19 protein-coding genes are annotated in these 24292 nt (G+C 36.3%); 12 read left to right on the top strand and 7 right to left on the bottom strand.

All coding sequences use genetic code 11. The annotated features are described in order from the left end of the window. Positions 1-4: 4 nt before the first annotated feature. The 5 genes from BXY64_RS16675 to BXY64_RS16655 form a co-directional block, all read right to left on the bottom strand. A complete protein-coding gene (locus BXY64_RS16675) occupies positions 5-1714 on the bottom strand; it encodes a histidinol-phosphatase HisJ family protein (RefSeq protein ID WP_120241124.1) in 1710 nt (569 codons plus the stop codon). A gap of 210 nt (positions 1715-1924) precedes the next feature. Continuing rightward, positions 1925-2725, bottom strand: coding sequence for a DUF6268 family outer membrane beta-barrel protein (locus tag BXY64_RS16670; RefSeq protein WP_120241123.1), 801 nt, complete (start codon positions 2723-2725; stop codon positions 1925-1927). 98 nt (positions 2726-2823) lie between these two features. Further along, positions 2824-4077 carry a TolC family protein gene (locus tag BXY64_RS16665; protein WP_120241122.1) on the bottom strand — a complete coding sequence of 418 codons (1254 nt, stop codon included), beginning with the start codon at positions 4075-4077 and terminating at the stop codon, positions 2824-2826. Positions 4078-4101: 24 nt separating this feature from the next. Beyond that, positions 4102-7230 carry an efflux RND transporter permease subunit gene (locus BXY64_RS16660; protein WP_120241121.1) on the bottom strand — a complete coding sequence of 1043 codons (3129 nt, stop codon included), beginning with the start codon at positions 7228-7230 and terminating at the stop codon, positions 4102-4104. Positions 7231-7259: 29 nt separating this feature from the next. After that, positions 7260-8375 (bottom strand): efflux RND transporter periplasmic adaptor subunit, encoded by a 1116-nt coding sequence (locus tag BXY64_RS16655; RefSeq protein ID WP_120241120.1) that lies wholly within the window; start codon positions 8373-8375, stop codon positions 7260-7262. A gap of 223 nt (positions 8376-8598) precedes the next feature. On the opposite strand from BXY64_RS16655, the gene BXY64_RS16650 reads away from it, so the two are divergent. From BXY64_RS16650 to BXY64_RS16620, 7 genes are all read left to right on the top strand, one after another. Further along, complete coding sequence (locus tag BXY64_RS16650; protein ID WP_120241119.1) at positions 8599-9666, top strand: sensor histidine kinase; 1068 nt, start codon at positions 8599-8601, stop codon at positions 9664-9666. Beyond that, positions 9656-10384: a LytR/AlgR family response regulator transcription factor gene (locus BXY64_RS16645; protein WP_120241118.1), complete on the top strand. Its 729-nt coding sequence runs from the start codon at positions 9656-9658 to the stop codon at positions 10382-10384. Before BXY64_RS16650 ends, BXY64_RS16645 begins: the two co-directional genes overlap by 11 nt. Before the next feature lie 124 nt (positions 10385-10508). Further along, the gene (locus BXY64_RS16640; protein ID WP_120241117.1) at positions 10509-11024 is read left to right on the top strand and encodes a GbsR/MarR family transcriptional regulator; all 516 of its coding nucleotides are present in this window, start codon (positions 10509-10511) and stop codon (positions 11022-11024) included. A 158-nt stretch (positions 11025-11182) separates the two neighbouring features. Next, the gene (locus BXY64_RS16635) at positions 11183-12340 is read left to right on the top strand and encodes an efflux RND transporter periplasmic adaptor subunit (protein WP_120241116.1); all 1158 of its coding nucleotides are present in this window, start codon (positions 11183-11185) and stop codon (positions 12338-12340) included. 35 nt (positions 12341-12375) lie between these two features. Next, the gene (locus BXY64_RS16630; RefSeq protein WP_120241115.1) at positions 12376-15546 is read left to right on the top strand and encodes an efflux RND transporter permease subunit; all 3171 of its coding nucleotides are present in this window, start codon (positions 12376-12378) and stop codon (positions 15544-15546) included. Between the two features lie 14 nt (positions 15547-15560). Next, positions 15561-16982, top strand: coding sequence for an efflux transporter outer membrane subunit (locus BXY64_RS16625; protein WP_211334528.1), 1422 nt, complete (start codon positions 15561-15563; stop codon positions 16980-16982). A gap of 211 nt (positions 16983-17193) precedes the next feature. Further along, a complete protein-coding gene (locus tag BXY64_RS16620; protein ID WP_120241114.1) occupies positions 17194-18174 on the top strand; it encodes a Gfo/Idh/MocA family protein in 981 nt (326 codons plus the stop codon). A 22-nt stretch (positions 18175-18196) separates the two neighbouring features. On the opposite strand, the gene BXY64_RS21235 is transcribed toward BXY64_RS16620, so the two are convergent. Then, on the bottom strand, positions 18197-18415 hold the full coding sequence (locus BXY64_RS21235; protein WP_147376021.1) for a hypothetical protein: 219 nt from the start codon (positions 18413-18415) through the stop codon (positions 18197-18199). Between the two features lie 127 nt (positions 18416-18542). Then, a complete protein-coding gene (pepF, locus tag BXY64_RS16615; RefSeq protein WP_120241113.1) occupies positions 18543-20450 on the bottom strand; it encodes an oligoendopeptidase F in 1908 nt (635 codons plus the stop codon). 261 nt (positions 20451-20711) lie between these two features. Between pepF and BXY64_RS16610 the strand changes: the two genes are divergently transcribed. From BXY64_RS16610 to BXY64_RS16590, 5 genes are all read left to right on the top strand, one after another. Further along, complete coding sequence (locus BXY64_RS16610; RefSeq protein WP_120241112.1) at positions 20712-21572, top strand: nuclear transport factor 2 family protein; 861 nt, start codon at positions 20712-20714, stop codon at positions 21570-21572. 9 nt (positions 21573-21581) lie between these two features. Continuing rightward, entirely contained in the window at positions 21582-21959 is a 378-nt protein-coding gene (locus BXY64_RS16605; RefSeq protein ID WP_120241111.1) for a pyridoxamine 5'-phosphate oxidase family protein, read from the top strand. 141 nt (positions 21960-22100) lie between these two features. Continuing rightward, positions 22101-22367, top strand: a complete 267-nt coding sequence (locus BXY64_RS16600) for a cysteine-rich small domain-containing protein (RefSeq protein WP_120241110.1) — start codon at positions 22101-22103, stop codon at positions 22365-22367. Positions 22368-22445: 78 nt separating this feature from the next. Next, positions 22446-23300, top strand: a complete 855-nt coding sequence (locus BXY64_RS16595; RefSeq protein WP_120241109.1) for a helix-turn-helix domain-containing protein — start codon at positions 22446-22448, stop codon at positions 23298-23300. A 117-nt stretch (positions 23301-23417) separates the two neighbouring features. After that, on the top strand, positions 23418-24263 hold the full coding sequence (locus BXY64_RS16590; protein ID WP_120241108.1) for an SDR family oxidoreductase: 846 nt from the start codon (positions 23418-23420) through the stop codon (positions 24261-24263). Positions 24264-24292 lie beyond the last annotated feature (29 nt).

The following is a 24292-nucleotide window of genomic DNA, read 5'->3' as shown; positions in this document are numbered from 1 at the left end:
ATACTTAAATTCCTTCGCTTGTTAATTGCAAATGTGTAGTTTCAAAAAACTGAGGGCCTAATTTCTTTAGCACATCAGACACCAATTGAGAATTTCCATCAATACCCAAAATTGCATATCCTTTATTGCCTCTTTGTCCTAATTTTAAATCTTTTACATTTATATTTCTAGATGCCAATGCAGATAATAAAATCAATAAAATACCGGAAGAATTGTTATGAATCGATAATATCATCTGCTCACTAATAGCAATTGGCAAATTAACACCATCCACTTCCAACAGGTAATTCTTTCCTTTTTGAAGCTCTGGAATATCAAACTTATCGCATACATGAATTTCGAAAAAGTTATCTCCTCCCGTTCCTTTTACAAATTCCACTGCTTCATTAATAGCTTTCTCTTTTCCTGATAATGTTAAAAATGCTGTTGCGGTTCCATCGTTATTGGAATTTAAATAAGCCGTTTCCACATTAATTTCTTCAGAAGCCAATGCATTAAAAATCATTGAAAGCACACCTGGATTATCCTCATGGTGGGAATACAATCCTTTTATTTTTTGATTTGTATTCTCAGGTAAAGAGTTGCTAATTGTAATCGATTTATCACCTTTTCTTATGCGAATAGCTTCGAAATCTCCTAATGAGGTAGCATTCTTATGATGTTCAAGAAAAGTTCGATATTCTCCACCAAAAGAGAATTTAGGAATTCTTCTTTGCTTACGATCTTCGAATCTTAGGTTTAACATCTCAATTCCCAGATTCATTACTTTATATTGCTCCTCTTTATATCCCGAATTTCTCAAAGGTCTTTTCTCGGGTATCGATTTGGAAAAACTTACGTAATGTTTGTACCCTGCATCATATGCATATTCAATTCCGGTTTGATAGTGATTACCCAAATTTTGTGTAGTATGAGTATCTGTACCTAAAGAAATAGGAATATCCAGTTGCTTTGCTCTATTTAAAATGTACATATCAGGATAAATTCCACAACCTTTATTGATTCCAGCCAAATTCACATCAAGTGCCAGATTGTATTCACTAATCATCTCTAAAAGAAAGCGCATTCTTCTCGCAAGAATATGATCTGAAGTTTCAAGTTCCAACAATGGTTTTGGAATAGGCGCATACAACTTAGGCAAATCTAGGTGACCAACAATTTGAATCATCTCCCAACTTGTATCAATCATCTCAATCAACTCCTCGATATATCCTAACCAATAATTCTCAACTCCTCCTCTTATCTTTATAAGCTTATTGGTCTCTTCCTTTGATCCGTCGTAGGGTATTCCTTCTCGGGAAAAGTGCAAAGAACCAATCACAAAATCAGCATCTTGTGCCTGAAAAATTTTAGATCTGTTCCATTGCATTCCCAAATCCGGTCCTAACCATTCCAATTCAATTCCATAGCGAATGTTGATCTTATCACTATACTTTCTTTTGAACTCCTCAATTTGATTTGGATAGTTGAAATATGCTTTATCTCCCCGAATGAATTTTACATCCAATCTTTTTTCTGCCTCATACCTATACCTAGTTAGTCGAGGCGTATGAATAATAAATGTAATGTTGGGATGTCCATTTTTAATGGCCAATTCAATAATCTTATCCAGTTCATCTACACCATGCTTCACATGATCATTTCCTGTTCCAACGTGAATTCCGTGAGTTTCCCAAATAAAATATTCGGGACTATTTTTGGCATTTAGTGGCATTTATGTCATTTTGATTAATAGTCGAGTAAAATTAATCATTTGATTAGGATTTAAAAGCAGTTTAAAACAGAATGCATAAAAAACCCGTCTTTCCAGCCAGGAAAGACGGGCCAGTCGAGGTTCCCCACTACAAAAACTTCGACTCACCAATTCTAATTTTACAAATCATAGCAGCATCATTTCCGATTCGTAATTTCTATAAACTGATTATTACAGCCCAATGGAAACACCAAGTTTCATGAACCAGTCATTATCTAAATCGAATTTCATAATTCTATCTCTATCATCCAGAAATTCAAATCGCCTGTTAAAGGTAAATCCAGAACTTAGCTTAAGATTTATCATCTTATAAAGCTTTTGATTTAGTTGCAAACCACCTCCCATGTTCATGATTCGAACATTATCCATTTTCTTTTCTTCATTGTATAATGTTTTGCTTAGTGTATAGTTGTCTCCTACCATTGTTAAATTGGTTCCAATCTCTGTATTCTTTGCCACTTTGTATTTGATTTGAAATCTTGGGAAACCTAAGTTAAATGACCATTTTTCCTTGTATTTCCACATGAAACTAAACATGGGTAAAGGTGCTGGTATTCCTGTCGTCTCAGAATACATGGCTCCAATTTGAAGATTCATATTGGGATTTACTTTTTTTATAAACATTAACATCCCCATTAATCGAACATCTTTCCATTGAACTGAAGAAGTTAAATTCGATGAAATCTTCGGGGAGACCATCGCCATCAGGGCCCAATTGTTTTTTAATTTCCTCATATATCCTATCGAATAGGATATTGTGTGAAAACGCTCTAACTCATTTAAATTTGCATCTGCAAATGGATAATCGATATTTGTTTGAGCGTATTCAAACTTACTTATCAACAAGCTTCCTTCTTTCTTCAACCTAAAAGGCATGGCAAACCTGATACTAAACCTATCAAACCTTACACTATTGGCTGAATTATTACTTCCAAGCCTTACAAAATCGACGCCCGCCAATTCTTTTTCCATTTGTGCATGTATTGATGAGGAAATAAGAAGAGTAAAAAGAAGTATAACGATTTTCCTTTGCTTTCGATCCATATATTTCTCCTGAATTAAATCCTATTCTATTGCTCCAGCAACACGCCACTTACTATTTTAATATTTAATTCAGACAGCTTTGCATTATAGCCCGCAGCTGCCTTATTATTTTTAGCTTCTACTAAATTTAGCTGTGCCTCGCGAAAGCTTGTTGATGTTACTTGCCCCAATTGATAATATTCCTTGGTCTGTTCAAAATTTAAACTTGCTGCATTCAATGCATCTTCTTCCAAAGCCAAAACTTTAAGGTTGTATTGGTAATCAGCATAGGCATTTACCAGGTCTTTTTCCAAATTCAATTTTTTATCCTGTAACTCAAATTCAGTAATTTGCTTTTGAATTTTAGCATTCGCAATCTCCGTTTTTTTCCTCTTTCCATCGAAAATATTGAAACTCAAAGTCAATCCCCCGGTTAATTGAGTATGCGAATTTGTTCCCATTATTTCATTTTCATAATAAGAGTATGAGGATTTTAAGCTTAGTGATGGTAATTGCCCTGACTTTGCCTTCTTTACGGCAATCTCATCTTCTCGCAATTCACTTGTTTTTAGTAGATATTCCGCATTTTCTTCCAAGGTCTTACGCTTCAATTCCATCATATTAAATTCCTGAAAATTAGATTTTTCCTTTATCAACTGCATTTTACTTTCTGCACTTCGCCCCAATAAAACATTCATCTCTCTAATTGCTTCCTCATAGCTTTGCTGTGACTTCAAGTACACACTACTATCACGGTTAAAATCTACCTTTGCGTTTAAAACTTCCAGTTTATTAATATTTCCAAATTCATATTTTGATTCGTTTCGTAGCAATCGCTCTTTGGATATCTGTAAATTTTCAGAGGCCACATCCAATTCATCATAGGCTTTACTTAACTGATAGAAACCAGAAATTACATTTGCAATTGTATTCTCAATATTAAAGCGTGCAGTCAATTCCCCTTGTTGCTTTCGCAGATTCAAAATTTGATAAGTGTGTCTTGCTCCCAAACCATTAAATAAGGTATATGAGAAATTCAAAGCTCCTGATGAGTAGATCTCATCTTCATTGTGTTCCGAGTAATTTACTCCCCCACTTGCATTTAAAGAAGGCAGTAAGCCGGCATTACCTTTTGTAGCATTATTCTTGGCAATTTCAGAACCATTTTTAGCCACCTTTATATCGTAATTATTACTTAAAGCAATTTGTATAGCAGACTCAAGCGTCAATGCTTCCTGAGCATTAAGCAGGGAAACTCTGCTTAATACTATTAATGCGATAAATATGAATTGTTTATACATCTTTTTTATTTTTTTGATATTCTACTACACAACTAGCACTTTATTGGCTGGCTCAACACTTTCACGAGATGGTAACTCTCCTTTAGTTAACAATTTAAAATAACGCTTACTTGAATTCACCACAATTAATAGAACTGGCAATACAATCAGATTTAAAAAAGTCGCGGCCATCAATCCATATGCCATCGATATTGCCATCGGAATTACCATTTTTGCTTCTGGTTGATTGGATGCTATCAAAGGAGCAATGCCAACTATAGTGGTTAATGAAGTAAGTATAATTGGTCTGAATCGTGACAAAGCAGTCTCTTTTAGAGCCAACATAAATTCTGCTCCTGATTTAAGTTTTTCATTAAATGTGCTGATCAGAACAATAGAATCATTCACCATAACTCCCATAAGTGCTACCATTCCCAAATAAGAAGGCATATCTAAAGCTACTCCATGCAACCAGTGTCCCCATCCCACACCAATAAATCCAAATGGAATTAAAATAAACACCAACATGGTTTGTATGTATGATCTGAAAGTGAAAATCACGATTGAAAACAACAATATCAGGATTACCGGCGCAATCATGATTCCAGAATCTTTTGCCTTACCTAATTCTTCGGCATGACCGCCATATCGAATTCTTAGTCCCTGATATTTTTTCATCAATTCAGGAAGAATCACCTCGTCAATTTCATCATTGATTTCGGTCATGTTCACCTTTGTACTGGCTGCATCAGCCTCTATGGTTATTTCTCGCTGTCCACCCAGGTGATTTACTTGAACCAGATTTCTCTCGAATTCGATATAGGCAATATCTTTAAGATAGTATTCTCCTCCATTACTGGTTCTGATTCGCATATTTTCCAGATTTCCAATTGAAGACCTTTCCTCTTTTGCATAACGAACCCAAACGCGAATTTCATCAATTCCTCTCTGTAATCTTTGAACCTCTTTACCGTAAAATCCAGAACGAACCTGACTTGTAATTTCGCTTAAATTTAATCCCAGCTTATAAGCACTCTCCTTTAAGGTCAGTTTTATTTCGCGCATTCCCAACTGGTCATTATCCATCACATTGGTTAGGCCTTCCAGTTTATTTAAGCTTGTCTTAAATTCATTTTTTGCTGCATACAAATCATCCAGATTACTACTCTGTAAGGATACTTTAACTGCTTTTCCAAAACGATTCTCCTGCACAAAATTCAATCTTTCCGCCTGGGGTATCTCACCAACCATTTGTTTCAGCTCTTCATTAAACTCAGAAGATAGGAAATCCCTGTGTTCAGTACTTAACAGGTAAATGGTCAATTCGGCATTGTTGGAAGAACTAATATCAATAGACGTATAAGTTATTATTGGATCTCCCGTTTCACTTTTCTCTTTCCATTTCTCTCCTAACTGAATGGCCAAATCCTCTATTTTCGATATGTAATACATGGTTTCCGATTCAGGAGTACCTGCCGGCATATCCAGCTTAACTGTAGCATAGTTAGTATTATCTACCGAACTATCTCCGGTTCTGATAATTCCACCTAGCAGTCCGCCAATGGTAACAAAGAAAAGACCAATAGTAAGTCCTATGGTTACCAGCTTATTTTCAAGACTAAAATTTAGTAATGGTTCGAAAGTATATTTGCGCAACTTTCTAATGGCAGAAGTTGATATTTTCTCAATTTTAGATTCTTTCTTATCCCTTTTCAAAGCCTTGGAATGAACCGCATGTGCAGGTAGAATAAAGAACGCTTCAACTAAAGAAAATATCAGTGCAAAAATTACTACAAAAGCTAAATCTCTAAAGAACTCACCTATTACACTATCGATAAAAAAGAAGGAAACAAAAGCCACAATTGTAGTCAGTACAGCCGAAAAAATAGCTGGTAATACCTCCATTGTTCCATCAATACCAGCTTGCAAAGCAGATTTTCCTTTTTCGTAATGCTGATATATGTTTTCACAAATTACAATTCCATCATCAACCAGGATACCGATAACAATAATCATCCCAAATAAGGATAAGCGATTTAGTGTTAAGCCATACATTCCCGCGACCATAAACATTCCCATAAATGAGATAGGAATTCCCAAAGCCACCCAAAACGATAAACGATGATTTAAAAACAATGACAAGAACAACAAAACAAGTAGAAAGCCAATGATTCCATTGTTAGCCAAAATATCCTGCATTACTTTTATAGATACTGAATTATCGTACAATAACTCCAAACTCACCGTTTCATGAGATTTGTTAAAATCCTTGATGTACTTATCGATGGTTTCGGAAATGTATAGAATATCTTCACGGGAAGTTTGAGTTATAGATATTTTTATAGCCGAATGACCATTCACATAGGTTCGGTTAGGATCTTCTGCCCAACGATCTATAATTTTAGCAACATCACTCAAGTAAACCGTTCCGCCTTCCGCTTGCGATCGCAATACAATATCATTAAATCCTTCAGCATAATATTCCTTCTCTCTTACTCGAATTCTCAACTCCTCGTCTTCGCCTCGAATGGTTCCTCCTGTCAGCTCAATATTAGCATTTCCAACCGCCGAATAAATCTCGTTTATACTAATATTGTATGCCTTTAATGCATCTTCGTTTACACTGATTTCTATCTCTTCGTTAGGAAAACCTGACAAAGCAACTTTTGAAATTCCGTTAATGGCACGAAGATCATTTTCAATCAATCTGGCATATCTTTTCAGATCACGTAAATCCAAATCTCCATTTAATGCCATAGAAGCGGCTAAAACCGTAAACTCTCTCTTCTCTGTACTTATATTCTCTACTCCTACTGGAAATGAGCTAATGCCATCCACCGCATTTTTAACATCCTGCAAAGCAATATTCGCATCATAACCAGTTTCCAGGTCAATTGTTACCGTACAGAAATTTTCTTTTGATGAAGAGGTAATTTTTTCAATTCCACTAATTCCCTTGATGTTATCCTCAATTTTCAGTGTAACTCCTTTTTCAACTTCTTCTGGCGATGCTCCAGGATAAGATGCCGTTACGGTTAACATTCCAGGATCGATTTGTGGCATTACCGAAGAATTTAAGGAGAATAATCCAAAAATTCCTAGCAAGATAAATACTCCTGCTAGCAAATTACCAGCAAAGGGATATTTGATAAAGTATTGTACCAATGATTTCATACTTAATTTAGCTTAACCGTTAGTGATTATTATTGCATATTCTTAACAGGAACTACTGTTAATCCCTCGTGGATGGCAGATGTTTTTAAAGACAATAAACTTCCGTTTGGTAATCCTTCGATGATTACTGTATTCTCTTTTCTTTGAATGACATTAATTTGCTGAAGGTGGATTTTTTTATCATTCACAATGAATACATGTTCCGAATCGGCAAGTAATTTTCTAGGAATTTCAATCCCGTTCACATTGTGAGACAAGGAAATATCTGCATTTAGAAACATCGATTCTTTTAATCCTTTTCCTGATACCGATATGTACACGTTTACCATTTGGGTCTTGTCATCTATTTTGTTGCTAATACGTCTTACCTTACCATTCCATTTTTGGCCGGTAGCATTCGAGTAAAGTCTCACTTCATTTCCTGCTTCAATACCATGCAGGTTATTCAAGTCAACACCTACAACCAAATCAAATACATTCGTATTTACATATTCTCCAAGCTTTTGGCCTGACATGACCAAAGTTCCTGGTTTGATATTCGATTCAATAACCTCTCCATTAAAGGGTGCTTTAATGGTATATTTTCTCAACTGTTCTTCCTGACTTTTCAAATTGTAATAATCAGTATAAACACTCTTTCCTGCCAGATAATATTTCTCTTTTTCGTTAAGCGGTTCAGGAATTGGACTAATGAATTTTTCAACATCGAAATCTTTTAAATATTTTTCCCAGACCGAATAACTATCAGGGTAATCATACTTTAGATCAGGAAGGATATTCGCAATCTTATTCATAAAGCTGCTTCGATTCGAGAACACTTCTGCTTCGAATTTATCCTTATTTATAGATAACAATGCTTCACCTTGTTGAAATCGAATTCCTTCTAAAAATGCTTTTTGGGAATTTTCCAATATTCCACTTACTTCGGCATACACTTCCATTTTTGAATAAGCTTCTAGCTTACCTACAACTGAAAGATGAAGATCCAATTCGCTATTTCTGACTTCCAGAACAGGAAGAACAATTTCTTTTTTTACAGCTTCTTTTTCTTTAGGAGCTTTTTTCATCCCTGCAAATAAAACACTTAGTGCAACACAAGCTATAATAACTGCTATGCCCCAAAGGATACTTTTTCTTTTTAACATGACGGATTTCGTTTAAAAGTTCAAAACAATATTAAGCACTAACTATTTGTCTATTAAGTTTTATCGATCAACAAAAAAGAATCATCGTTAATCAATACCAAAGTGCAGATTCTATTGGTTAACTTTAATTTTGTGTAGGTTTGCCGACGAACAGACAGAGTTTGTCGATATTTTATGCAGGCAAGGATTTTTATTTATTCCTTAGATTAAAATTTGATAAAAAATGAATATTAAGGACAGATTATACCGTTTTTTCTCCATTCGATTGGTACAACACCTATCCTTCTGGACAGTATTTGTTCTCTTGGAATTAGGGCGCTTTGTTGATATGGAACCATCACGTGTACCAAATGAAATTATATTTGGAAGTTTCCAATTACTTTCAATTGTAATTTTTGTCTACTTCAACCTTAGATTTCTGATTCCCAAATACTGGAATAAAGGAAATTACTTAAAATACATCTTACTAATTGTAATCAGTGAAATTGTAATGATTTCATTTCTAAGTATAACATTCTATCTGTTCCCTGAAGTCCATTTCAAAAAGATGGCTTATGAGCATCCTGAGCGATTAATTCTGTTTAGTTTCTTTAAATTAAATATTTTTACTTTATCCACCACTCTATTCCATTTTGTAAAAGAGTGGATCGCGTTAAAAGATGAAAATCTCAAATTTACAGCCAAAGCACAGGAGCAACTCGAGGCAGAATTGAACTTACTTAAGGAACAAGTTAATCCGCACTTTCTTTTCAATACCTTAAACAATATCTACTCGATGAGTTTGTACGATTCTGTAAAAACTCCGGAGATGATTCTAAAGCTGAGTCAATTAATCAGCTACATGCTATATGAGTGTAAAGATGAAAAGGTAAAACTCGAAAAAGAGGTGCAATTTATAAACAATTATATCGAACTAGAATCTCTGCGTGTTGAGGACACCGCCAATATCAACCTTAATATTTCAGGAGAGGATCAGAACTATAAGCTTCCTCCACTCCTATTTATTCCGCTCATTGAAAATACTTTCAAACATGGAATTCATAGTGAATCCGGAAAATCGGAAATCAATATAGATTTGCATTTTTATTCAGATAAAATAGAACTGAAAATTGTAAACCCTATAGATCCTAATCAGCCTAAAAATGAAAAACCTGGTGGACTGGGAATTCAAAATGTAAAAAAGAGGTTAAATTTATTATATCCTAAAAATCACAGCTTTATAATAACGGAAAACGAGACTCAATATCAAACATTAGTCTGTATCACTTTAAACAAGGAATATGAACATTAAATGTATAGTTGTAGATGATGAGGTACACGCAAGAAAAGTTTTAGAGAAGTTTATTTCTGATATTCCTCATCTGGAGCTTGTAAAGTCTTGTAAAAATGCTCTGGAAGCCATGCAGGTATTAAACGAACAAAATATCGATGCAATGTTTCTGGATATCAATATGCCAAAAGTGACAGGCTTGAATTTCCTTGAAAATTTAAGACATCCACCTGCTGTAGTGATAACTACTGCTTATAGAGAATATGCTGTAGAAGCTTTCGATTTAGATGTAATTGACTACCTACACAAACCCATTCCCTTTCCAAGGTTTTTAAAAGCTGTTTCTAAAATTGAAGAAAAATTAAAGTCAAAAACAGAACAAACCAACATTTCTTCGACTCCAAATACAAACAAGCAGGAAGAGTTTATATTTATCAAGGCAGATAAAAAAACAATCAAATTAAATTTTGATGATATTATTTATATAGAAGGTTTAGGAGATTACATTAAAATACATCTCAAGGATAAGAGTATTGTAAGTAAACTAACAATTAAAAGAATGGAGGAATTACTCCCTAAAAAGCAATTTCCTCGTGTTCATAAATCCTTTATTATAGCTCTAAACCAAATCAATGCAATAGAAGGAAATCAAATTGAAATTAGTAATCAGAAGGTGCCAATCGGACAAATCTACAGGCTAACTTTTATGGAATTAATAAATGAACATCTAAAAAAATAGTGCCAATAACAATCATTTTCAAAACTTAGAAAACCATAACTAAATATTCTTTTAAGTTTTTTAACATTTTTTAGTTCGGATCAATCCGAACTAAAGCTATATTTGCAGCGTTAAAGTAAATAAAATGAAGAATCAGGAAGATTTAGAACACAAGAAGAAAGTATTAGTCGAAAGCTATGGACTATTTATGGAGAAGCAAGAAAAACTTGCTCCTATAGCAGCACGAATCTTTGCGACACTCCTTATTAATAAGGAAAACGGTTCTACTTTTGAGGAATTGGTGAATTTCATTGGTGCTAGTAAAAGCACAGTTTCTACAAATTTGAAAACTCTTCAGAAAAATGAAATTATCACCTATCACACAAAACCTGGTGATAGAAAAAAATATTTTACATTAAACCCTGTAGGTTTCTTGACCAGAATTAATGAGAGCATTAAAATGTATAGAACCGAACAGAAATTATTAATTCAAGTTCGAGAATACAAAAAACTGGCAAATGAGCTGTCTAATGACAAAAAGTACACCATCGATCATGATATGCCTTATTTAGGTTTTTTAACAAACACTATCAACCTGTTAGAACAACTTCACAAAGATATTGAGGCCAAATGTTCTCGTTTTGATCATTTTACTAAATAAATTTTGACATTAATATATTTATTAAACTTAACACCCTAACAGTTCGCTTCCATCCGAACCTACAGAACCAACATTAATTAGTATTTAGAATAAAGCATAAAAATCAACATCCCTATAGTTCGTTTCTATCCGAACCATTAGAACTAAAAGAATATCAAATGAAAAAAAATTATTTATTCGCTGGTATTATAATCCTCCTACTAGGATTTACGTCATGCAAAAAAGGAAATCAACCTCAAGCGGGACATGGCCCAATGCCTTTTCCTGTTAAAACTGCAGAGAAATCAGATGTGACAACATATACTGAATACGCAGCCAATATTGAGGGGGTACAAAATATCGAAATTCGACCTAAAGTAGATGGATTTATCGATGAAATATATATTGACGAAGGTGATCAGGTAACAAAAGGTCAATTGCTTTTTAAACTTAGCGCAGAAACCTTAAGCCAGCAGGTTAAAGCTGCCAAGGCAAATATTAAGGTAGCCGAAGCTCAAGTATTTTCAGCACAGGTGGAAGTTGACAAAATTACTCCTCTCGTTGAAAAAAACATCATTAGCTCAATTCAGCTTAAAACAGCCACAAGTAACTTGAATGCTGCAAAAGCACAGTTAGCTGCCGCAGAAGCTCAATATCAAAATACCAGAGAGAACCTTGAATATACAATGATTAAAAGTCCTGTAGAAGGGATTGTTGGTAGCTTACCTTACAAAGTAGGAAGTTTGGTTGGACGTACTGAAGCAAAACCTTTAACCACAGTTTCAAACATTAAAAATGTACATGCCTATTTCACATTGAATGAAAAGCAATTATTACAATTTAATCGTCAATTAAATGGTAATACTGCAAATGAGAAAATCAAGAAAATGCCTGAAGTTGAGCTTGTACTAGCCGATGGTTCATTGTACGATTTCAAAGGGAAAATTGAAACAATAAACGGGATGGTAAACCCTAGAACCGGAAGTATCAGCTACAGAGCCATCTTCCCTAACCCTAACAACTTACTAAGAAGTGGGATTAGTGGAAAAGTAAAAATGCCATCTGATATGAATGATATTGTTTTGCTTCCGCAAAAAGCAACTTTCGAATTACAAGGTAAAAAATTCGTTTACCTGGTGGGTAAAGAAAACAAAGTAGAATCAAAAGAGGTGATAATCGCCAATACTATGGACAATCATTTTATTGTGAAAGGTGGAGTAAATCCAGGACAGCAATATGTTGTTGATGGCTTGATTAAACTTCGCGACGGAATGCAAATTATCCCTCAAAGCGGGCAATCGAAAGCAGATGGTAATGTTGCCTTTTCGCAGAAGTAAGCAGTTCTTTCAGTTTTAAAAATTAAACAAAAATCATGTTAAGAAGATTTATTGAACGGCCGGTATTATCGACCGTAATATCCATACTCATCCTAATTTTAGGGGTATTGGGACTTACATCCCTGCCAAGAGAGCAGTTCCCGGAAATTGCACCTCCAACCGTGCAAATCTCCGCAACCTATCCTGGTGCAAATGCCGAAACATTACTAAAAAGTGTTGTTGTACCCATTGAAGAGGCCGTGAATGGTGTTGAGAACATGACCTATATGTCTTCAACCTCAAGTAACGACGGAACCGCAACCATTAGCGTATACTTCGAGTTAGGAACCAACCCTGATATTGCAGCTGTGAACGTGCAAAACCGTGTAGCAACTGTAAATAGCAAACTGCCACAGCAGGTAATTCAATCCGGGGTGACCACAAAGAAAGTTCAGACGAGTGTATTGATGTTCTTGTCTCTGTATTCAGAGAATGATGACTTTGATGCCACCTTTATTGAAAACTATGCTCGTATCAACCTAATCCCTATGATTAAAAGGATTAATGGGGTTGGTGATGCCAATGTTTTTGGATCACGAGATTACTCCATGAGAATCTGGTTGAAACCTGAAAAAATGGCTGCATATGGTTTAACACCACAAGATGTTGTTGCTGCATTAAACGAGCAAAACCTTGAAGCTGCTCCCGGTAAATTTGGAGCAAACTCAAGCCAATCATTCGAATATGTAATTCGCTATAAAGGGAAACTTTCTACTCAAGAGGAGTATGAAAATATTATTCTTCGTTCTGAAGGGAACAGTGACTTCCTAAGATTGAAAGATGTAGCAAAAGTTGAACTTGGAGCTTTTAGCTATGCAACAAAGAACATTACAAACGGAAATCCATCTGTTGCCGTTGCGGTATATCAGACCTCAGGTTCCAATGCTCAGGAAATTATCAAGGAAGTAGAACGCACCCTGGAAAAGGCAAGTGTCGATTTTCCTAAGGGAATCGGTTATGTGATTCCTTTTAATACCAACGACTTTCTTGAGGCATCTATTTCAAAGGTAATTTCAACTCTTATTGAGGCATTCCTTTTGGTTTTCCTTGTGGTTTTCCTTTTTCTACAGGACTTTAGATCAACATTGATTCCAGCAATTGCTGTTCCGGTGGCGATTGTCGGTACTTTCTTTTTCCTGAATCTGTTTGGATTCTCGATTAACATGTTGACTTTATTTGCTCTGGTCTTGGCCATTGGTATCGTGGTTGATGATGCCATTGTGGTTGTGGAAGCGGTTCATGCGAAACTGGACAATGGAGCAAAAAGTGCCAAGAAAGCTACTGTATCAGCCATGAGTGAAATCACGGGTGCGATTATCTCAATCACCCTTGTAATGTCTGCTGTATTTATTCCGGTTTCTTTCTTGAAAGGTCCAACAGGTGCATTTTACCAGCAGTTTGCCATCACCCTAGCGGTAGCCATTGTTATTTCAGCAATTAACGCATTAACATTGAGTCCGGCATTGTGTGCTTTGCTTTTGAAACCTCACAATCCTAGTGAAGAGCACAAAAAAGGATTGATGAACAGATTCTATACATCTTTCAATACGGGTTTTGATGCAATCACCGACCGATATACCAAATCTGTAAAATTCCTTATCAATAGAAAATGGTTAGCAGGTGCAATCCTTATTGGCTTTACCCTGTTGGCAGGATGGTTCTTCAAAACCACTCCTACAGGATTTATTCCAAATGAAGACCAGGGAATCATTTTCTGTGATATCACTTTGCCTCCGGGAAGTACTCTTGACAGAACTACTGAGGTTGCCGGAAAGGTTGAAAGCATCATCGAGGAGATTGACGTTGTAGAGGAACGTATGTTCGTGATTGGTTTTAGTTTGATGAGTGGAACAAATGGTGGATCGAAAGCATTTGCCGTTATCAAGCTTAAAGATTGGCACGAGAGAAAAGAAGATCACCAAAAAGTAAATGCCATTATTGGACAGCTATTTGGTCGTACTGCAGGAATCAATGAAGCAAGGATTCTATTCTTCGCTCCTCCTACCGTTCGTGGTTTCGGTAACTCCGATGGTTTCGAGATGAGACTACAAGATAAATCAAATGGGTCTTTTGACGACTTAATGGCAAAAAGTGGACAATTCCTGGGAGCGCTAAATCAACGTCCAGAAATTAAATATGCTATTACTTCTTTCAACACAGGATTCCCTCAGTACGAAATGGAAGTAAATGTTGAGAAAGTAAAAGAAGCCGGTATTTCTGTTAACGGACTGTTTTCAACTCTTCAGGGATATTACGGAAGCTGGTATGCAGCCGATTTTAACCGATTTGGAAAACAATACCGTGTGATGCTTCAAGCTTCTCCTGAGGATAGAGAAACCATTGAATCGATGAACAATGTATTTGTTCGTAACGCGAACAATGAGCTGGTATCGGTAAGCCAATTCGTTAATATGAAAAAGGTGAATGGTCCTGATGTGGTAAATCGATTCAACCTGTTTAACTCAGCAACCATTAACGGAAACGTAAATCCTGGATATAGTACTGGTGATGCTATTCAAGCCATTCGCGAGGTAGCAGCACAAACACTTCCTTCGAATTATGGATATGAATTCTCAGGAATGACCCGTGAGGAAGAAAAGGCAGGTAACCAGGCAGTAGTTGTTTTTGTATTGAGTTTGATTTTTGTCTATTTCCTTCTTGCTGCGCAGTACGAAAGTTATATTCTTCCATTCTCAATTCTATTGTCACTCCCTATCGGGATCTTTGGAGCCATATTCTTTGTAAAGCTCATTGGTTTGGAAAACAACATTTATTTCCAGGTTGCCTTAATCATGTTGATTGGTCTGCTAGCGAAAAATGCCATTCTTATTGTAGAGTTCGCCCTTCAACGTCGCAGACAGGGAATGGAAATATTGCAAGCTGCCGCTGAAGGTGCAAAAGCACGTTTACGTCCGATCCTGATGACATCCTTTGCCTTTATTCTTGGTTTGATGCCATTGATGTTGGCAAGTGGCGCCGGAGCTGTTGGTAACCGTTCCATTGGTACCGGAGCTGTTGGTGGTATGTTGATCGGAACTGTCTTTGGAGTATTTGTAATTCCTGCCTTCTTTGTGATTTTCCAAATCATTCAAGAGAAGATTAGCGGAGCTCCAAAAGAAGAGGAATTGGAAGAAATGGAAGTAGAAGAACTGGCTAACGTTCAATAACAAGAGTGCAATCAATGAGAAGAAATAAAATTATATATGGAATGGTATTTTTGGCTTTTGCTACAACAAGCCTGCAGTCTTGCTTTGTTGCCAGGAAATACCAACAGCCTGATATCGAAATTCAGGATCAATACAGAAATGTATCAACAAATGACTCAGCCACATTAGCCAACATGCCCTGGGAGGAATTGTTTACCGATGCCAAGCTAAATAACCTGGTTCGTGAAGCTCTGAATTCCAACCTCGACCTGTTAATGGCAGTGGAAAGAGTAAATGCTGCTGAAGCCTATTACAAACAAGGGAAAATGGGCTATCTCCCATCCTTGAATTTGGGTGCCAACGGCGGAAAATATGAATTGTCAGACAATAGTATGTCTGGCGTTTCAGCCGGAGGCAATGGTCCCAGCTATGAAAACTACCAGTTAAACGGTACCATTTCATGGGAAGCAGATATTTGGGGAAAAATCAGAAGCAACAAAAGAGCCTCTCAGGCAGCCTACTTGCAGTCTGAAGCTTCAAGACGAGCTGTTGAAAGTGCCTTGGTAGCCAACATGGCTTCTGCTTACTATCAACTATTGGCACTTGATGCACAAGTTGAAGTAGCCAGTAAAACGGTTACCAACCGCAAGGAAAGTCTGGAGACCATGATAAGCCTGAAAGAGGCTGGTCAGGTTACCGAAGCGGCAGTTAAGCAAACCGAAGCTCAACTGTACAGCACTCAGATTTTACTGCTTGACCTGAAGCAGAATGTATCGCTATTGGAAAATACCATCTCCATTCTTCTGGGAAGAACTGTTGGTGATATTGATAGAGGTAATCTGGCAGATCAGGAAATCAATATCCAGCTGGAAACTGGTTTCCCGGTTCAACTGCTTAGCAACCGTCCGGATGTTATGGCTGCAGAATTTGGTTTAAAGAATGCTTTTGAGTTAACCAATGTTGCAAAAAGTAATTTTTATCCAAGCATCAGCGTAAGTGCATCAGCCGGGTTTGAAAGTTTGAAATTTGAAGACTGGTTCAGTTCTTCTTCCATTTTCAGTAATGTAATTGGAAACCTGACCCAACCTCTTTTCAACAAAAGAAATATCAGAACCCAGCATGAAGTAGCAAAAGCAAAACAGGCCGAGGCAAAATACAGCTTCAAGAAAGCTTTATTAACTGCCAGCAAAGAGGTATCAGACGCCTTGTACAGCTACCATACCGAGCAGGATCGATATGAAATCAGAAAGCAGGAATTGCAGGCTTTAACCGATGCGGTAAGTTATTCTGAAGAACTACTAAACAGCGGATATGCCAATACAACCTATCTGGAAGTACTGACAGCACGAAGCAATGCTCTTTCTTCTGAGATTAACATGATCAATTCAAAATTCAACCAGTTAAACTCCATTGTTGAGCTTTACAAAGCTTTAGGCGGAGGCTGGAAACAAAAATAAAGTGGGATGAAGTGACCAGATCAATAGTGGGTATTGTAGTTGAAGGTGGTTCTTCAATCAAATGATCTGGTCACACTTTTATCGTATTTTACCTTTCATTTAGCATATCAACAACAGCATCAGTTCATTTTGAATTGATGCTGTTTTATTATAACACCTTCCCTCTTTAAGTTCAAAAAACATTTATCTTCGTGACATTAAAAAGTAAGATATGTCAGATAAAATCATACGTTGGGGAATTATTGGTTGTGGAAAAGTTACTGAGATCAAAAGCGGACCAGCTTATCCAAAAACTTTAGGATTTGAACTTTTAGCCGTAATGCGCCGTGATGAGAACTTATTGCACAGTTACGCAAAAAGACATAATATCTCAAAGTACTCCACAAATGCCAACGAAATAATTCATGACAATGATATTGATGCGATTTACATTGCCACTCCTCCCGATTCTCACAAGGAATATGCTTTAAAGGTTGCTGAAGCAGGAAAAATTTGCTGCATCGAAAAGCCAATGGCTCCATCCTACTCTGATTGTATTGAAATTACAAGTGCGTTCGAGAATAAGAATTTACCTCTTTTTGTAGCCTATTACCGCCGTTCTCTTCCGAGATTTAATAAGGTAAAACAACTGATCAACAACAATTCAATTGGTAAAATTAGACACATTAGCTGGCATTTGAGCAAGGCACCAAATCTATTGGATTTATCAGGAGAATACAATTGGCGCACGGATAATCAAATTGCTCCCGGAGGATATTTCGACGATTTGGCTAGTCATGGCCTTAATCTGTTCACTTATTTGCTTGGTGATATTGAAAATGCATCAGGAATTTCAACAAATCAACAAGAACTATACCCTGCCAAAGATGCCATTGCAGCTTGTTGGATACACAAAAATGGAATCACCGGCAGCGGAAGTTGGAATTTTGGCTGCAACACCCGAGAAGATAAGGTTGAAATATATGGAAGCAAAGGAAAATTGACATTTTCGGTTTTCGATGAATTCCCTATCCAATTGGAAAATGAAAATGGCATTCAGGAAGAATTCATCGAGAATCCTGAAAACATACAACTGTATCATGTTCAAAACATGAGAGACCACCTTCTTGGAAAGCTTATTCATCCATCTACAGGAAAATCGGCCAGTCATACCGCATGGGTAATGGATAAAATTTTAGGTCACATAAAGTAAGAATAGGATCTAGCTTGGCTTTTTAATTGCTTAATTTATAGCTTCCCGGAAAAGCGGCACCTTTTCCCGGACACAAGTCATGAGCTCCCGGACAGCAAGGAGCTCTTCCCGGACAAATCGAAGCTAGTCCCGGACACAGGAAAATGCTTTCCCGGACAAGATGTTTGGCTTCCCGGACAGGAATGTAATGTTGCCAGGTGGTCAGGAAGGACTGACCTGTGGTAGGGAGTGGATAAAACAAAGTAAAAGGGTAAGATCCAAGGGAATTGAAAATCTTACAATAGCCTGTAAATGATTAGACATCTATATAAGCAGACAAAAAAAGCAGCTCAAATGAGCTGCTTTCTATGTTTAATATTGCTAATTAATTAGCTTTTCTTCACTTTTTCAAGTTCTGCAGCCAATTGATCAACCAATTCATCTAACTGATTGATAACAGCCATAATGGTTTCTGGTTTCGACAAATCAACACCAGCTTTTTTCAACTGCTCCATTGGGAAATCATTACCTCCTGATTTTAATAGAGTCAAATATCTTTCCAAAGCAGCCTTTCTATCTTTCTTATCACCTTCCATTACATCCTTGTATAACTTAGCTGATGAAGCAAAACAAGTTGCATACTGGTATACATAGAATGGTGAATTGTAGAAATGAGGAATTCTTGTCCAAGGGTAGTTTGAATATTTTGTTTTTTCTGTTGCATCGCCATAATACTCGTTAGCAATACCACCCCAAACATTTGTTAAAATCTCAGCATTAACTGGTTTTCCTTGCTCTACCATTGAGTGAACCTGATATTCATAATCAGCAAACATAGTTTGAGCATAGAAAGTACCAATAATACCTTCAATTGCCTGAGTTAACAATGCAATTCTTTCGTTTGGATCTGTGGTATTTTCCATCATATGATCCAACAACAAACGCTCGTTAAAAGTAGATGCAACCTCTGCAACGAAAATTGTATAACCATGCGTAGCAAATGGTTGATTTTCGTTAGAAAGAGTTGTGTGCATTGTATGTCCCAATTCATGTGCTAAAGTAAAAACATAATCCAAAGTTTCATCGTAATTCAATAGCATATATGGGTGAACACCATAAACACCAGCAGAAAAAGCTCCAGATCTTTTACCAGGGTTCTCGTAAACATCTAACCAACCACTTTCTGTTGCTTTTTTCAATTTAGCCTGGTACTCTTTACCTAACGGAAGAACTGACTCAGTAACCACCTCAACAGCATCTTCATAAGGATAATTCTTACTATAATCTGTCAAGCTGATAGAACCATCAAAACCATAGTATTTTTCAAGACCCAAAACTTTCTTTCTCAATTCGATATACTTGCGAATTGGAGCAGTGTTTTCCTTCACTGTTTTGATCAGGTTCAAGTAAACATCCTTAGGAATGTTATTTCCTTCCAATCTTGCATCCAGGCATGATTCATATTTTTTAGCACGAGCACCTGCCCAGTTCGCCTGAACAATACCATTGTAAATGGCAGCGTATGTATTTTTATTCTTGTAATATACATCATACAATGCTTCGTAAGCTTTTTTACGATCTTCCTGGTTAAGGTTGTTGGTAACGATTTGTGAATAAACACCTGGGGTAACTTTTACCTTTTTACCATCAGATAATTCCACTTCTTGGAATTCGATATCTGCTGTAGATAACGCAGTAAAAACTTTACCTGCAGTACCAGTTACTTGAGAATAGTAGGATAGCAATTGCTCCATTTCTTCGCTAAGAACATGTTTTTGTAAACGATACATGTCCATTAAGTCGAATTTATGATCTTTCAAAGCAGGATTTGAAGCAACCCACTCTTTCATGGTAGCTTCCGGAATTTGAATCATTTCAGGAGAAATCCATGCTGTTGCCACTCCAAACTGAGCGAATAGCAATTGAACTTGCTGAAGCTTAGCCATCAGCTCCATATTCTTTTGATCAACAGTACTCTGGAATGAAACAAATTGGTATACTTTATATGCCTTCTTCATTAAATCTTCCTGAATCTTCAGCATTTCTGCTAAATTATCAGAACCTTCACCTAATTTACCTTTAAACCCTTGTATTTTTTCCATGTCTACCGAAATGGCTTTAAAATCAGCTTCCCAAACTTCCCAATTTTCGTAGATATCAGAAAAATTCCATTTGTATTTCGCTGGAATTTCTTCGCGAGATTGATAACTTACCTGTGCAGTAGCTTGCCACACAGTACATGAAATAAGAAGAGCCAAAGTAAAAATTCTTCCTATACTCCTTAGTTTAGTGTTCATTTGTTTAAATATTTAATAGTTAATTTTTCCCATTAAGGCAAATATATGGCGATATTGAATGATTACATGCCTAAACAGATTGGAATCTTGCGATTTTTAGATCATTGCACTTATTCTCCGATAAGCATGTACTTTTTCTGGTTATAATTGATCTCCTAATTCAAAATCATTCAATTTTTACCATTCATTGTCCTAAACTTACCTTTCCAGGAAATTGATACTGCCTCATCTTTGCAGTAACAAATTTTAATTTAAAAAACTATGAAGAATTTATTATTAGTATTGGCATTAACAACGCTTCTGTTTTCTTGTGATAACATCAATGCAAGTGAGGAACTTACTAACAAGCAAAAAGTGGTAGACTTTTTAAAATCGATTGAAAACGGTGCCACAAAACCTGTGGAATACATCAATCCAAACCAATACATTCAGCACAATCAGGCTGTTGGCGATGGTCTTGAAGGATTTGGTGCAGTATTGGCACAATTAGCTGAAGCTGCAAAAGCTGATCCTTCCTTAAGTCCAAAGGTAAACACCGTTCGAGTATTTGGAGATGGAAACTTTATATTTGCCCATACCGACTACAACTTTTTCGGTCCAAAAATTGGTTTTGACATCTTCCGTTTCGAAAATGGTTTAATTGTTGAACACTGGGACAATTTGCAGGAAAAAGTAAACGAAACAGCTTCAGGAAGAACACAGATTGATGGTCCGACAGAGCTAAAAAATCTTGATGCAACGGATGACAACAAAATTCTTGTGAAAAATTTAATTCAGGATGTTTTCCTGGGTGAAAATCCTGAAAAAATCACCGATTACATCTCAACGGAGCAATACAACCAGCACAATCCAGCAGTAAAAGATGGTTTGGCAGGATTATCTGAGGCTTTAAGCGCTTTAGCCGAAGCAGGAATGCCTATGGTTTACGAGAAAAATCATATTATTCTAGGCGAAGGCAATTTTGTATTGTCTGTATCAGAAGGGATTTTCATGAAAGAGAAAGTTGCATTCTACGATTTGTTTAGAATCGAAAATGGTAAAATCGTTGAACATTGGGATACCATCGAAAAAATTATACCAGATTCAGAAGCAAAAAATAGCAATGGTAAATTCAATTTCTAATCTCAAATAATGAAAGAATATATCGATTATTTAATCAAATCGAAGTTTCAGTATTTAGCTACAATTGGTCTCGACCATAAACCAAAACTTCGTCCATTCCAATTTATGTTTGAGCATGATGGAAAGTTATGGTTCTGTACCTCTAATCAAAAAGAAGTATACAGAGAACTGCAACAAAACAGCTCGATAGAACTATGTGCTTCCCAAGAAGACATGTCGTGGTTGCGCATAAGTGCTGAGGTAGTATTCGAAAATCATATGGAGGTAAAAGAAAAAATCTTAGAACACAGTCCATTGGTAAAGCGCATTTATCGAGAAGCTACAAACCCAAACTTAGAGGTATTCTTCCTTGATAAACTTAGTGCTACAATATCGAGAATATCTTAATATTTAGTTCGTGAAAGCTCATTGAAAAAAAAATCTTCGATGAGCTTTTTCGTATGCTTTTAAACTTATTTCAGCTTGAAATTTTCACAACTAAAAAACTTAATATTGTAAATAGTTTTAACGGATAAAAAGCAACCAATCATGTCTGAAAATTACAAGTTCGTTCAGAATACAAAATGTGAATATTTCCCTTGCCATAAGGTGAAAAACGAAAGTGAGTTCAATTGTCTGTTCTGCTTTTGCCCATTGTATATGTTAGGTGACAAATGCGGTGGAAACTTTACCTATACCGACAATGGCATTAAAAACTGTAGCGAATGTACCTTGCCACACTCAAAAAATGGCTATGATCATGTAATGAGTAAAATGAGTCTGGTAATGGAAAAGGGTAGAAAAAAAGAAGATTAAAAAAATCCAATAACAAAAGAGTCACAATCACTGACTCTTTTGTTATTTTTAAGGTTCAAATCAAAACAGAAGTGCCTGATGAATGCAACCAATATACCTAAGTACAATTTCAACAACAAGAGTACTAAATTAGGCTTGGAAATCGTTCCTCTGGAAAGAATTCTAAAACACTCACGTCAATCTAATCATAAGCCTCATCGATTAAACTTTTATCAGATCCTAATCATCAAAAAAGGAAGAGGTCTACACGAGGTTGATTTCGAAAAGATAGCTTACTCAGAACATACGGTAATTCCAATTGCAATGGGACAAGTTCAGCGCTTTTCTGATAACGAACAATTAGATGGTTATGCCGTTTTATTTACTCCTGATTTTTTGATCAAAGGTGGAATCGATTATCAATATCTATATGACTACACCATTTTCACTCATTCCATTAAACCCATAAGCAATATTGCCAACAAAGAAGTATATACCCTTTTAAGCGAGATGATTGCCGAACAAACCAAGGGTCAACTTTTTGACTCTGCTGAATATCAAAGAAATCTTCTAAAAAACTTCTTGATTCAAGTGGAGAGAAACAAACGAGAAAGAGTAGATATTGTTTGCAATGATTCTTTTCACCTTTATATTGGTTTTAAGAAATTTGTTGAGGAAAACATTAGCTATAAACTACGTGTTGCTGACCTATGCCAACAACTTAAGGTATCGGCAAAACAATTAAACGCTGCCGTAAAATTATTTGCACATTGTGGGGCTAAACAGTTTATCGATGAACGAATTTTACTTGAAATTAAACGTTTACTGGTATATTCAAACCTCTCCATAAAAGAGGTTGCCTACGAGATTGGTTTTGATGATCCTACCAACTTCACAAAATATTTTAAAGCAAGAGTAAACATGCTTCCTTCAGAATATCAAAAACAACATTAAACCAATAAAGTCTGATTTTACCATTCAAGGGAACTTTTTTACCTTTTCAACAGCTGCACGCTCCTATACTTTTGTAGTATAAGATTTAAGAATACAAATCATTAAAAAACAAAAGATATGAAGATTGCAGTTACAGGAGCTACTGGTCAACTTGGTAGCCAGGTTATTGAACAACTTAAATGCAGAGTTTCAAATGAAAATATTGTAGCGTTGGTAAGAAATACTGAAAAGGCTGCAAATTTAGGAGTAGAAACCCGTGAATTTGATTACAGTAAACCAGATCATCTTTCGAAGGCACTTCATGGTATAGATCATCTGTTGCTGATTTCGGGCACTGAATTTGGACAAAGAACTACCCAACACAAAAATGTAATTTATGCAGCTAAAGAGGCTGGAGTAAAATGGATTGTTTATACAAGTTTACTTCATGCCAATACTTCGCACCTAAACCTTGCTACAGAGCACGTAGAAACAGAAGAAATCCTTACAAATTCAGGTCTTGAATTTACCATCTTAAGAAATGGATGGTACAGCGAAAATTATACTGCATCGGTTCCGGGAGCAGTTGGCGGAGGTGCATTTTTAGGAAGCGCAGCCAATGGGAAAATTTCATCGGCAGCAAGAGTTGATTATGCCGAAGCTGCCGCAATTGTTCTTGCCAATGAAACACACAAAGGTAAAACTTATGAACTGGCAGGTGACGAATTTTATACTCTAAGCAAGTTGGCAGAAGAAATTTCTCGTCAGACTGGGAAAGACATTCCTTACAACAATCTGCCAGAGGAAGATTATACCAATATTCTAAAAAACATTGGCCTACCGGAGGGATTGGCTCTTGGATTGGCAAGTTGGGATGTAAGTGCTTCTTTTGGAGCTTTATTCGATGATTCACGCACACTTTCTTCTATTCTGGGAAGACCAACAACTCCAATTGCGGAATCAGTAAAAGTGGCTTTGCAATAAAAACAAATCAATAGGTAAAAGAAACGGGA

The organism is Marinifilum flexuosum (genome assembly GCF_003610555.1).
In the GTDB taxonomy this organism is placed as follows: domain Bacteria; phylum Bacteroidota; class Bacteroidia; order Bacteroidales; family Marinifilaceae; genus Marinifilum; species Marinifilum flexuosum.
The sequence above is the reverse complement of the archived record's forward strand: the minus strand, read 5'-3'. Positions and strand labels throughout refer to the sequence as shown.